The organism is Mesorhizobium sp. 113-3-3 (assembly GCF_016756495.1).
In the GTDB taxonomy this organism is placed as follows: Bacteria; Pseudomonadota; Alphaproteobacteria; order Rhizobiales; family Rhizobiaceae; genus Mesorhizobium.
In genome coordinates this window covers 1,777,753-1,790,000 of sequence record NZ_AP023243.1, presented here as the reverse complement: position 1 = coordinate 1,790,000, position 12,248 = coordinate 1,777,753, and the positions used below count along the sequence as shown (strand labels likewise).

Below are 12,248 nucleotides of genomic sequence, written 5' to 3'. Positions count from 1 at the left end.
TCGGCCTTGCCAGCAATGGCGATTCCGGCGAGGTGGCCAAGACGACCAGGCTGGTGGCGCCGCGTCAGATCGCCAAGGCCAAGGACCGCCGCCGTATGGAAGTGTCGATGGTCACCAAGGTCGGCGACCGTGACGTCATCCACACAATGCCTTTCGTACAGATCAAGATGGCGCTCGCCGCGGGCCACACCACCAGCCGGCCCTACCCGCCTTTCGATCCGATGCAGGTGTTCGGCGACGACGGTGACGACGCTCCGGCGCAACCGGCGACGGCCTCCGCCGCCTCCGGCCAGATCTATGGCGCGAAGGTCGAAAGCGAGATGAGCCTGAAGACCGTCGACTTCCCCATCGAGACGGCCTCCTTCGACGAAAAGAGCGATCTGTCCGCCGACGAGGTGGAAAAGGTGGTGCGCGAGGCCGGCACCGATCTCAGCGACGGCGCCGTCCAGGTCGCTTCACTCCACTATGTCGATCCGCAGCGATTCGGCGAAGCGTTCGCCGAATCGATGGCCGGCTCCTATGACGTCAAGATCGTGCCGGAAAACGTCTCGGTGTCGCAGCGGGCTGCGACTGACGACCAGGCGCCGGCTTTCGCCGAAGAAATCATTCCCTTCACCAAGGACACCGACCTCACCGAGGCCTTTGCCGATTCAGGCTATACGGGCGATGACGCCACCGGCATGGCCGAAGCGATCGCCAAACTCCTGAACGCACCGACGTTGAAGGCTGGAACCGTGCTGCGCGTCGGCCTCGAGGTTCACGGCGACGCCGCCAAGGTCGTGCGCACCAGCGTCTACGACAAGACCACGCATATCGTCACCATCGCGCTCGACGATCGCGGCCAATATGTGCCGGCGCAGGAACCGGAGCCGAATCCCGAACTTTTGACGGCGTTCGACGATTCGTCGGCACCGGTCGTGGTGCGTGGCAACCTGCCCAATGTCTATGACGGCATCTACCGCGCAGCCTATTCCTACGGAATGTCCAAAGCGATGACCCAGCGGCTGATCAAGCTCCTGGCATCCGATGTCGACTTCCAGTCCCGGCTCAATCCTTCCGACCGCCTCGAAGTGCTGTTCTCGCAGCCCGACGGCGACGACCAGACATCGGACAATTCCGAACTTCTCTACGTCTCGGCGACATTCGGCGGCACGACGCGCAACTTCTACCGCTTCCAGATGGAGGATGGCAGCACCGACTATTTCGATGAGGACGGATCGAGCGCCCAGCAGTTCCTGCTGCGCAATCCGCTGCCCGCCGGAAAGTTCCGCTCTGGGTTCGGCGCCCGCAGGCATCCGATCCTCGGCTATGTCCGCATGCATACCGGCGTCGACTGGGCAGCTCCGATCGGTACGCCGATCATCGCCGCCGGCAATGGCGTCGTCGAGAAGGTGGGCTGGGCCGGCGGTTACGGCAAGCAGATCATCATCCGTCATGCCAATGGCTACGAGACCTCCTACAATCACCAGAGCGCCTTTGCCAAAGGCATCGAGCCCGGCATGCGCGTGCGCCAGGGCCAGACCATCGGCTATCTCGGCCAGACCGGCCTTGCCACCGGCCCGCACCTTCACTACGAGCTGATCGTCAACGGCACCAAGGTCGACCCCATGCGTGTCCGCCTGCCCGTCGGCAAGGTACTGAAGGGCGACGACCTCGTCGCCTTCAAGCGCGAGCGCGAGCGCATCGACGATCTGCTGAAGCAGGAAGACGGCAATTCGCTTAAGGTTGCGAGCGCCAAGATCGAGGGCTGAGCCTCGACAGATCCCGACATAGGCGAATCAGGGTCGAGACGAATCGGCCGACGATTCATCGGCCCGGCGCGGCCAGGGCAGCGCCTGACCTGAAACGGTCATCCAGGCGATGATCGCGGCAAGCAGGCAAAGCACGGCGGTCGTCACGGATACGGCAAAAAAAGCCATGTCGCTAGCGGCAAGCCGCGTTGCTTCGAGTTCAGGTGGCAGGGATGCCAATACCGGTTCGCCAAAACCTGGGATGCCCGGCCTGACGCTGGTGTCGAGCATTGTTGAATAGACCCAGGTGGCAAGCGATCCCATCGCCGCCACCGCGATCAGGCCGCCAATGCGCGACACGGCGTTGTTGATGCCGGAGGCTGCTCCGGTATCCTTGTCTTCCACCGCCGTCATGATCGCCGTCGACAGCGGTGAGACGACCAGGGCCATGCCGAGGCCCATCAGCGCCATCAGCGGAAATATTCCGGTCCAGAAATGGTGAATGCCGGCATGACTGAGCAAAGCAAGTCCAGTGAAGGCGAAAGCCACGATCAGGCTGCCGCAGGCGATCGGGAAACGCGGCCCGATCCGGTCCGACAACTGGCCGACCGGTCCCGACAGAAGCGCGATCGATGCCGACAACGGCAGGAAGATGAAGCCGACCTCGGCCGTGCTCAGCCCCCAGCCGGCGATCAGCAGCATCGGCAGATAGAAAAGATTGGCCGACAGCGCGAAGTAAAGGAAGAAGGTCGCCACATTGGCGCCGGCAAAAGCGCCGATGCGAAACAGGCAGAGGTCGATCATCGGCTCGCGCTGCCGCCGTTCGAACAGGATGAAGACGACAAGCAACACCGCACCGGCGGCAATGCTCGGCCCGGCCATGTGGTCCTCGCCGCTCGAACTCATCGAGGTCAGCCCATAGGCGAGCGCGCCGAAGGCCAATGTCGCGAGCGCGCCACCGCCGAGATCGAGGCTGCGTTTTTCGGTCGCTGCATCGGCCGGAATCTTGACCAGCAGCAGGTAGATCGAGATCAGGCCGAGCGGCAGGTTGACGGCGAAGATCGCCCGCCAGATGCCGTCGCCGAAAGCCGACAGCACCAGGCCGCCGAGCACCGGCCCGAGGGCCGTGGTCAGCGCCGAGGCCGCTGCCCAGATGCCGATTGCGCGGCCGCGTTCCTTTTTCGGGTAGGCCTTGGCGATGATGGCCAAACTGCCCGGCACCATGATCGCCGCGCCGATACCCTGGAGGGCGCGAAACGCAATCAGCACGACAGCATTCGGCGCAAGCGCACAGGCGAGCGAGGCAACGATGAACAGCGCGATGCCGGCCACGAAGGCGCGGCGCAGCCCGAACCGGTCGCCGGCGGCGCCGCCGGCGAGGATCAGCGCCGAAAGCGTCAAGGCATAGCCATTGGAGATCCATTGCGCCTCGGCAAGACTGGCGCCGAGGTTGACGCGGATCGCCGGCATGGCGATGGCCAAGATCGAACCGTCGATGAAGCCGAGCGCCGAGGCCAGGATCGCCGCGATCAAGACGAATCGCCGCTGCGATTGCGGACAAAAGGTTCCGTTCGTGACCGGGCTGATCAGCGGGACTGCGGCGGCTTCGTTTGGCGAATGCATGACACCTTGCTTAGACCCCAAGCGCGCCGGCAACAACCGGCCAGCAGCTTGCAGTCCTTGAAACCAGCCAATTGGCCAGGATGCGTCCTGTCCGGATGCAAACGCCGGCAGTCATGCTAGGTTTTCCGGAAAACGGCAGCCGGGGGAAAATCAATGAAACGTCCACTCGAAGCGTCAGCGGAAGGACGCGGCCGCATTGTCGGCATCACCGACGGCGTCTTTGCCATCGCGCTCACGCTCATCGTGCTCGAGATCAGGGTGCCGGCGCATGAAACCGTGCATTCCGAGCACGATCTGCTTGCCGCCATTGCGGCACTGGCACCGCGCTTCCTGACTTATGCCTTGAGCTTCCTGACGCTGACCATCTTCTGGTTCGGCCAGCAGGCGCAGCATGGGCTGATCGCCAAATCCGACAGGCGGCTTGCCACGCTGAATCTCTGCTTCCTCGCCTTCATCGCGCTCTTGCCGTTCTCGACCGACCTCCTGGCGGACTTCCTCGAATTCAGGACCGCGGTGCTGGTTTACTGGCTTAACCTGCTGATGCTCGGCGTCACGCTGTTCGCCAGTTGGCGCTATGCGGAGAAGAACGGCTTTGTCGCCGAAGACGTGGATACTGAAACGAAGCGCACGGTCTATCTGCGCATCGTCAAGGCGCAGATCCTGTGGGCGATCGGTGCCGCACTCTGCCTGATCACCCCGCTGCTCAGCGTCGGCTTCATCCTGGTGGTGCAGATGATCTACGCCACCGCGCTGCGCGGCTCATTGCTGCGCAAAATCATCGGCTGAAGGTCCGCCGACAAACTCCACGGTGACGCCGGGCGAAACCAGCTTGGCGAGCTCGCGCGCGTCCCAGTTGGTCAGGCGCACGCAGCCATGGCTTTCGGTCTTGCCGATCTTCGACGGCTCGGGCGTTCCGTGGATGCCGTAGGTCGGCTTGTCCAGGGCGATCCACACAGAGCCGACCGGGCCGTTCGGGCCCGGCGGAATGGTCAGAATCTTGTCGTTCTGGCCCTGCTTGAAGTTGATGTTCGGATTGTAGGTGTAGTTGGGATCGAGCGCGATGCGCGACACGGCGTGTATCCCGGTGGGCGACGGCGTATCGGCCGAGCCGATGGTCGCGGGATAGGCCGCGACCAGCTTGCCGCCCGCATCGTAGGCGTACACTTCCTTCTTGGTCTTGTCGGCGACGATGCGCGCGACCGGCGTCGAGACCAGCTTGCCGAAATTGGCGACCTTGACGATCGTGCCGGGACGATTGAAATCGAGGCCCTTGTTGATCGACTTCAGATAGTTCTCGTCCATGTGGAAGCGCTCCGCCAGCGCCTCGGTGACGGAGGTGTAGCACATGCAGTTGAGCTGCGCCTTCTGGCCGTAGTCTTCCGGGATCGAGGCGACATAGGGGCCAGCCGCATCTTCCGCTGTGATGGTGTAACTGGCGAAAGCATCGCCGCCTGATTGCGCGAGTGCCGCCTGGATACCGACCGCGTCCGTCGATTTCAGGCTGCTGCCGTTGATCTGGTTATAGGCGGCCAAGGCCTTGTCGACATTCGAGCCGAAGCGCCCGTCAATCACGCCCGGCGAAGCGCCGCCGCGGTCGAGCAGCACCTGCAGCGCCGCCACGTCCTGGCGTACGCCGAGCGACAGCGACGGATCGACGGCGGCCTTGCCGCCAGTGTCCGGCGGCAGGGAAGCCTGCGCGTCCGGATTGACCTGCTCCACGTCCGGCTGCACAGGGTCTATCGCGGCCTCGTTCAGCGGCTGGCGCTTGATTGTGCGCGGCTTTGCCGGCTGCGGCGCATCGGGATAGCTGTTGTCGTAGCTGCCGTCGTCTTGCGGCGCCGGCGGATAGGCTTCGACCGAATTGTCGCCATTGGGGTCATATTCGTCCGCCGGCGGCGGGATTACCCGGCCTTCCTCTTCCAACTGCTTGCGGCGGAACCGCGCCATGTCTTGCGGATCGTCGAGATAGTAGCGGTCATCGTCGGCGGGAGCCCGGCCCAACTCGCGCAGCCTCGTCTCGCGGCGCAGCGCACGGCGGTCAAGCCGTGTCTGCGGCGGCTGGATAGCGATGACCTTGCCGGTATCCGCATCGACGATGACGCGATTGCCGCGGGCGTCGTAGTAGATGTCCAGATTCCCGTCCTGCGCGACAAGAATTCCGCCGTCCTTGGCGGCGCGGACAACCCTTGGCGCATTGTCCTGTGTCGGCGCGGCAAGCGCACCGAAAGGCATAAGCCCGGTGGCAAGTGCCGAAAGGGCAAAAATCGTGCGGAACATCGTGGCCAACTCTCCGGTCCGTAATTGCCGCCGCCCGGCATTGTTCGCTGGGCGAACCCTTCGCCAGCAAACCAGTTACCCCACCCTATGGTTCCAATATGAACCGGGCATGAAGATGGCGGTTTTTCGGCGTACCGACGAATACTAGTTAGCTTGCGAGTCCCAATTCCTTGCGCGCCTGCTTGGTCAGCTTCAGGGCGACAAGGCGATGGCTCTCGCGCAAATAGTCCCTCAGTGCGCCATCATCCATGCTCTGGCTTGTCCGACGCTGGATCCATTTCATGCCGCGCGAGGCAAGGTAAGGCGCGGGCCGCAGGCCCGGCTGTTCCTTCAGCACGTCATAGGCAATGTCGGAACATTTGAAGGTGACGAAGAGCTGCTGGCCCTGATCCCAGCCGCCGATCGCAAACATCTTGGTCCCGACCTTCCAGACATGGGCGCCGCCCCATTGGACGACGTGGTTCGCCGCGGGCAGCGAAGCGCAGAAGCCGTTGTAGTCGTCCAGCGTCATCCGCCCCCAATCACTTATGAAAACGCCGCGCGTCCAGGGTAGACGCGCGGCGTTGAAAATCAGGCCGCCGCTTCAGTCGCGACGACCGTCGGCTTCGAGCGGAAGTTCAGCCGGTCGGAACCGGACGTGACCTTGACCGTCGAACCATCGAGAATCTCGCCGAGCAGGATCTTCTCCGCCAGCGGGTCCTGCAGTTCCTTCTGCATCACCCGCTTCAGCGGCCGCGCGCCATAGGCCGGGTCGTAGCCCTTGGCCGCCAGCCACTCGATCGCCTCGTGATCCAGCGACAGCGTGATCTTGCGATCGACAAGCAGGCTTTCCAGCCTTTTGAGCTGGATCTCGACGATGCGGTCCATGTCCTTGCGGCGCAGCCGGTGGAACAGGATCACCTCGTCGACGCGGTTCAGGAACTCCGGCCGGAACGATGCCCTGACCACGCCCATCACCTCGTCGCGCACGGCGTCGACATCCTGGTCCTCCCCGAGATTGACCAGATATTCGGCGCCAAGGTTCGACGTCATGATGATCAGCGTGTTGCGGAAATCGACCGTGCGGCCCTGGCCATCGGTGAGCCGGCCGTCGTCGAGCACCTGCAGGAGCACGTTGAAGACATCGGGATGCGCCTTCTCGATCTCGTCGAACAGCACGACCTGATAGGGCCGGCGCCGCACCGCTTCGGTCAGCGCGCCGCCTTCCTCATAGCCGACATAGCCGGGAGGCGCGCCGATCAGCCGGGCGACCGAGTGCTTCTCCATAAACTCCGACATGTCGATGCGCACCATGGCGCTGTCGTCGTCGAACAGGAAGCTCGCCAGCGCCTTGGTCAGCTCGGTCTTGCCGACACCCGTCGGTCCCAGGAAGATGAACGAGCCGATCGGCCGGTTCGGATCCTGCAGGCCAGCACGGGCGCGCCGCACTGCCTTGGAAACGGCCTGCACCGCCTCGCCCTGGCCGACGACGCGCTTGCCGATCTCGTCCTCCATGCGCAGCAGCTTGTCGCGCTCGCCCTGGAGCATCTTGTCGACCGGAATGCCCGTCCAGCGCGAGACGATATGGGCGACGTGGTCGGGCGTGACCACTTCCTCGACCATGCCGGCCTTGCCGTCCTGGGCCTCGGCTTCCTTGAGCTTCTTTTCCAGTTCCGGGATCTTGCCATAGGCAAGTTCGCCGGCGCGCTGGAACTCACCTTTGCGCTGGGCAATGGCGAGCTCGTTGCGCGCCTCGTCGAGCTGCTTCTTCAAGTCGGCGGCAAGCCCGAGCTTCTGCTTCTCGGCCTGCCACTTGGTGGTGATCTCGGTCGATTCCTCCTCGAGGCCGACGAGTTCCTTTTCCAGGCGGGCCAGCCGGTCCTTCGAGGCATCATCCGTCTCGACCTTCAGCGCCTCGCGCTCGATCTTGAGCTGCATGATGCGGCGGTCGATCTCGTCCAGCGCCTCGGGCTTGGAATCGACCTGCATCCTGAGCCGCGACGCGGCCTCGTCCACCAGGTCAATCGCCTTGTCCGGCAGGAAGCGGTCGGCGATGTAGCGGTTGGACAGCGTCGCCGCCGCCACCAGCGCCGAGTCCGAGATACGCACCTTGTGGTGCTGCTCGTATTTTTCCTTCAGGCCGCGCAGGATCGAGACGGTGTCTTCCACCGTCGGCTCGTCGACGAAGACGGGCTGGAAGCGCCGGGCAAGGGCAGGATCCTTTTCGACATGCTTGCGGTATTCATCGAGCGTGGTCGCGCCGACGCAGTGCAGTTCGCCACGCGCCAGCGCCGGCTTCAGAAGGTTCGACGCATCCATCGCGCCGTCCGCCTTGCCGGCGCCGACCAGCGTGTGCATCTCGTCGATGAACAGGATGATCCCGCCTGCGGCGGAGGTGACTTCCGAAAGCACGGCCTTAAGGCGCTCCTCGAACTCGCCGCGATATTTGGCGCCGGCGATCAGTGCGCCCATGTCGAGCGCCATCAGCTGCTTGTCCTTCAGCGATTCCGGCACGTCGCCATTGACGATGCGCAGCGCCAGGCCTTCGGCGATCGCCGTCTTGCCGACTCCGGGCTCGCCGATCAGCACGGGATTGTTCTTGGTGCGCCGCGACAGCACCTGGATGGTGCGGCGGATTTCGTCGTCGCGGCCAATCACGGGGTCCAGCTTGCCCGCGCGGGCATCAGCCGTGAGATCGCGCGCGTATTTCTTCAGCGCATCATAGCCCTGCTCGGCACTCGCCGAATCGGCGGTGCGGCCCTTGCGGACATCGTTGATGACCTGGTTCAGCGCCTGCGCGGTGACGCCGGCCTTGGCCAGTATGTCGGCGGTCTTGGCCGACTTCTCCATGGTGAGCGCCTGCAGCAGCCGCTCGACGGTGACGAAGCTGTCGCCGGCCTTCTTGGCCAGTTCTTCTGCGGTGGAGAACACCTTGGCCAGCGGCTGCGCCAGATAGAGCTGGCCGTTGCCGCCTTCGACTTTCGGCATCGTCTCGAGCGCCGTCTCGACGCCGAGCTTGACGTCGCGGACATTGCCGCCGGCGCGTTCGATAAGCGATGCGGCCAGACCCTCGTCATCATCGACGAGGACCTTCAAAATATGTTCGGGGGTGAACTGCTGGTGATTGCGGGAAAGCGCCATGGTCTGCGCCGACTGGATGAAGCCGCGCACGCGCTCGGAGTATTTCTCAAGGTTCATATCTGTCTCCTTCCATCACCGGCCCGCTTTGCGGCACCGGATCAGATTGCGGTGACGGACCCGCCCATTAGAGCCAGGTCCTGTTCAGCGCAGATATGGTGCATGGACCATGCCGTCTCAAGACGCATTGATATCGGTCAATGCATAATATTCCACGTCAGCCGAAACGAAAACGGCGGAGATTTCTCCCCGCCGTTAAACGTCTTGAAATGCCGTTCGATCAGTTGTCGATGTCGACGATCACCGGCTCGGCATTGCCGCTGTCGGCCGGGGCCGAGGCCACCTCGCCGGCATTCGCATTGTCGCCACCGCTGTCGACCTGGTCGGCATTGGTGCGCGGACGGCGCGGACGGCGCGGACGACGGGCAGCACCGCTCTCGGCGGCCGCCTCGTTGAGCTCGGCCTGGGCGGCAAGAGCCGCCGGCGAAAAACTCTCGAACAGCGGAGCCGGCTCGGCTGCGGCAACGGTCTCGGCCGGCGAGCCGGACTCGACCTGGAACTCCGCCTGAGCCGGAGCCTCGTTGCGCTGCTGCTGGCCGCCCTGCTCGGTCGACGAAGCGTAGTCACGCTGGCCATTCTGACCATAGCCGCCATTGGGACGGCGATCGCGGTGGCGCCCGCCATTGTTGTCGCGGCCACCATTGTTGCGCCCGTTATTGTCGCGCCCGCCATTGTCGCGATTATCGCGGCCTTCCCGGTTCAGCGCGACCTCGGCCGGCATGCCTTCGATCACCGGCTGCGGACCGGCGCCGTGGTTGATGACAGGAATTTGCGGATCGGAAACGGTGTTGCCGCCATTGCCGGCTCCATTATTGCCGGCATTGTCGAAATCGTCGCGATCTTCATCGCCGTCATCGTCGAAATCGTCACGGTTCTGCTGGACGTTCTGGATCGGCATCTGCGCCTGGGCGGCGGCAATGATGCGATTGTAGTGTTCGGCGTGCTGGAGGTAGTTCTCCGCCATGACGCGGTCGCCGGAGCTTTGCGCGTCACGGGCCAGGGTGGCGTACTTCTCGGCGATCTGCTGAGCTGATCCACGGATTTTCACATCCGGACCGTTGCTCTCGTAGTTGCGCGTCAGGGGATTCGGGCCCTTGCGGTTGTTGTTGTTATTGTTGTTGCCACCGCCGCCGCCATTGTTGTTGCGACCGCGCATGCGCCTGTTCTGCTGTTGTGGCCTCATTCGACTCTCTTCATCTTGAAATTTTCGAAAACTCGTTACGAACGGAGGCGCTCATGCAGCCAGCCGTTTCGTTTCTTCACCGGCGTTCGCCCGCATCAATTGCGTTGGCGCCACGTGCCATCCTGTTCCGGTTACATCACTTGCCGGACGATTCCCGCACGAAGCTTGGGCGTCGTTTGCGCAAGAAGGCAGCTATTTCCAAGGAGGACCGAATCGCTAAGAGCACTGCCTGCTTCGTCTCATCCGGTTGAGGCGACCCTAGCCGCATTCCCGGGTATTGCCAAGCGGTTTTTTCGCACTGCGTCAAGGCTTATCCCCATTGAAAGACAAGAACCCTGTCGTTTCCGCCGAGATCATGCAAAGCAGCAGTCGCGGCATAACCAGCCGCCTCGAATATATCCGTAACCTCATTGCGCTGCGTGTGGCCGATCTCGACCACAATTCTGCTTTCGGCTTCAAGAAACCTTGCCGCCTCGGCGGCTATGATCCTGTAGGGGTTCAGCCCATCCACGCCGCCATCCAGGGCCAAGCGTGGGTCGAAATCGCGGACCTCGTCCTGCAGATTTCCAATGTCTCGTGAGGGTATATAGGGAGGGTTTGCGGCAATTACATGGTATCGGCCGGAAACTTTTTCGAACCAGTCCGACTGCACCGCCATAAACCGGCCGCCGAGCCCGAGCTGCCCGGCATTGCGGGCCGCCGTCGCCAGCGCTCCGGCGGAAATGTCGACACCGGTGGCGGTCGCGGCCGGTACGGCACTGAGCAGCGCGAGCGCAATGGCGCCCGTCCCGGTGCCGAGATCCAGGATGCGGCAGGCGCCTTCCCGCGCGGCCGTTGCCTTGACGAAAGGCAGCACTGCCTCGACCAGCGTTTCGGTATCCGGCCTCGGCTCAAGCGTTTCCGGCGACAGCGACAGGCGCAAACCGTAGAATTCGCGGTAACCGAGGATGCGGTGCACCGGTTCGCCGGCGGCCCGGCGCCTCAGGGCTGCATCGATCGCGGCGATGGCGTTCTTGTCGATCGAGCATTGGGGGTCGACGATGGCCTGCGTGCGCGTCGTGCCGGAAAAATGTTCGACGATCAGCCGCCCGTCGAGCGCCGGATCGTCGACCCCGGCCGCCGCAAGCCTGGCCCGCGCCTCCCGCAGCAGCGGCTCCAGCGCCTCGGGCAGAGGGTCAGCCATCAAGGCCGATATCGGCCAGCAGCTTCGACTGGTGATCGGCGATCAGCGCGTCGACGATCTCGTCGAGCTCGCCCATCATCACCCTGTCAAGCTTGTAGAGCGTGAGGTTGATGCGATGGTCGGTGACGCGGCCTTGCGGGAAATTATAGGTGCGGATGCGCTCCGAGCGGTCACCGGAGCCGACTTGCGACTTGCGCGATTCGGAACGCTCCTCGTCCGCCTTGCTGCGCTCCAGATCGTAGAGCCGGGCGCGCAGGATCTGCATGGCCTTCGCCCGGTTCTGGTGCTGCGACTTTTCCGCCTGCACCACCATGATGCCGGTCGGCAAATGGGTGATGCGCACCGCCGAATCGGTGGTGTTGACGTGCTGGCCGCCGGAACCCGAGGCGCGCATCGTGTCGATGCGGATGTCTTCGGCGCGGATGTCGATGTCGACCTCTTCCGCTTCCGGCAGCACGGCGACGGTCGCGGCGGAGGTGTGGATACGCCCGCTGGCTTCGGTCGCCGGCACGCGCTGGACGCGATGCACCCCGGATTCGAATTTCAGATGGGCGAAAACGCCCTTCCCCGAGACGGTGGCGATGATTTCCTTGAACCCGCCGGCATCGCCGTCGCTGGCCGACACCGTCTCGAACCGCCAGCCGCGTTGGGCGGCATAGCGCTCATACATGCGAAACAGGTCGCCGGCGAAAAGGGCTGCTTCATCGCCGCCGGTGCCGGCACGGATTTCCAGGATGGCGTTCTTGTCGTCAGCGGCATCCTTGGGCAGCAGCAGGATCTGGATATCCTTCTGCAGTGCCTCGATGCGCTCCTCCACGCCGGGCAGATCCGCTTCGGCGAGCGCCCGCATCTCGGCGTCGGTGCCCTTGTCGGCGAGCATCGCTTCGAGGTCGGCCTGCTCATGCTCGGCCGAGCGCAATTCCCTGACCTTGGCCACCATGTCCTGCAACTCGGCATATTCCGATGCCATCTTCACATAGGCATCCGGCGCCGGGCCGGCCGACATCTGCGCTTCGAGCATCTCGAAACGCTTGACGACTTGATCCATACGATCGCGGGGCAGATTGACCATGAT

9 protein-coding genes (1 of these 9 running past the window's edge) are annotated in these 12,248 nt (G+C 63.7%); 2 read left to right on the top strand and 7 right to left on the bottom strand.

From position 1 onward, the window contains the following. A protein-coding gene (locus JG746_RS08675; protein WP_202357767.1) for a M23 family metallopeptidase crosses the window boundary here: on the top strand, positions 1 to 1,751 show its 3' portion. The gene continues 220 nt to the left of window position 1, outside the view; only the last 1,751 of its 1,971 coding nucleotides appear in the window; the start codon falls outside the window, past its left edge; its stop codon occupies positions 1,749 to 1,751. Between the two features lie 27 nt (positions 1,752 to 1,778). Here JG746_RS08675 and JG746_RS08670 read toward each other — a convergent pair whose 3' ends face one another. Beyond that, the gene (locus tag JG746_RS08670; protein ID WP_202357766.1) at positions 1,779 to 3,353 is read right to left on the bottom strand and encodes an MFS transporter; all 1,575 of its coding nucleotides are present in this window, start codon (positions 3,351 to 3,353) and stop codon (positions 1,779 to 1,781) included. A gap of 153 nt (positions 3,354 to 3,506) precedes the next feature. On the opposite strand from JG746_RS08670, the gene JG746_RS08665 reads away from it, so the two are divergent. Further along, positions 3,507 to 4,139, top strand: coding sequence for a TMEM175 family protein (locus tag JG746_RS08665; RefSeq protein WP_202357765.1), 633 nt, complete (start codon positions 3,507 to 3,509; stop codon positions 4,137 to 4,139). Here JG746_RS08665 and JG746_RS08660 read toward each other — a convergent pair. The 6 genes from JG746_RS08660 to prfA form a co-directional block, all read right to left on the bottom strand. Next, the gene (locus JG746_RS08660; RefSeq protein WP_202357764.1) at positions 4,113 to 5,630 is read right to left on the bottom strand and encodes a L,D-transpeptidase family protein; all 1,518 of its coding nucleotides are present in this window, start codon (positions 5,628 to 5,630) and stop codon (positions 4,113 to 4,115) included. The genes JG746_RS08665 and JG746_RS08660 overlap by 27 nt on opposite strands. A gap of 148 nt (positions 5,631 to 5,778) precedes the next feature. After that, entirely contained in the window at positions 5,779 to 6,141 is a 363-nt protein-coding gene (locus tag JG746_RS08655; RefSeq protein WP_202357763.1) for an MmcQ/YjbR family DNA-binding protein, read from the bottom strand. 59 nt (positions 6,142 to 6,200) lie between these two features. Next, positions 6,201 to 8,807 carry an ATP-dependent chaperone ClpB gene (gene clpB, locus JG746_RS08650; RefSeq protein WP_202357762.1) on the bottom strand — a complete coding sequence of 869 codons (2,607 nt, stop codon included), beginning with the start codon at positions 8,805 to 8,807 and terminating at the stop codon, positions 6,201 to 6,203. 220 nt (positions 8,808 to 9,027) lie between these two features. Next, positions 9,028 to 9,990, bottom strand: a complete 963-nt coding sequence (locus JG746_RS08645) for a DUF4167 domain-containing protein (protein ID WP_202357761.1) — start codon at positions 9,988 to 9,990, stop codon at positions 9,028 to 9,030. 310 nt (positions 9,991 to 10,300) lie between these two features. Beyond that, on the bottom strand, positions 10,301 to 11,173 hold the full coding sequence (gene prmC / locus JG746_RS08640) for a peptide chain release factor N(5)-glutamine methyltransferase (RefSeq protein ID WP_202357760.1): 873 nt from the start codon (positions 11,171 to 11,173) through the stop codon (positions 10,301 to 10,303). Beyond that, on the bottom strand, positions 11,166 to 12,245 hold the full coding sequence (gene prfA / locus JG746_RS08635) for a peptide chain release factor 1 (RefSeq protein WP_202357759.1): 1,080 nt from the start codon (positions 12,243 to 12,245) through the stop codon (positions 11,166 to 11,168). The genes prmC and prfA overlap by 8 nt, the downstream gene beginning before the upstream one ends. Positions 12,246 to 12,248 lie beyond the last annotated feature (3 nt).

What these genes read in the sequence shown, in the direction of transcription:
- JG746_RS08670 (WP_202357766.1), bottom strand. Translation starts at nt 3,353, where the DNA reads ATGCATTCGCCAAACGAAGCCGCCGCAGTCCCGCTGATCAGCCCGGTC.
- JG746_RS08665 (WP_202357765.1), top strand. Translation starts at nt 3,507, where the DNA reads ATGAAACGTCCACTCGAAGCGTCAGCGGAAGGACGCGGCCGCATTGTC.
- JG746_RS08660 (WP_202357764.1), bottom strand. Translation starts at nt 5,630, where the DNA reads ATGTTCCGCACGATTTTTGCCCTTTCGGCACTTGCCACCGGGCTTATG.
- JG746_RS08655 (WP_202357763.1), bottom strand. Translation starts at nt 6,141, where the DNA reads ATGACGCTGGACGACTACAACGGCTTCTGCGCTTCGCTGCCCGCGGCG.
- clpB (WP_202357762.1), bottom strand. Translation starts at nt 8,807, where the DNA reads ATGAACCTTGAGAAATACTCCGAGCGCGTGCGCGGCTTCATCCAGTCG.
- JG746_RS08645 (WP_202357761.1), bottom strand. Translation starts at nt 9,990, where the DNA reads ATGAGGCCACAACAGCAGAACAGGCGCATGCGCGGTCGCAACAACAAT.
- prmC (WP_202357760.1), bottom strand. Translation starts at nt 11,173, where the DNA reads ATGGCTGACCCTCTGCCCGAGGCGCTGGAGCCGCTGCTGCGGGAGGCG.
- prfA (WP_202357759.1), bottom strand. Translation starts at nt 12,245, where the DNA reads ATGGTCAATCTGCCCCGCGATCGTATGGATCAAGTCGTCAAGCGTTTC.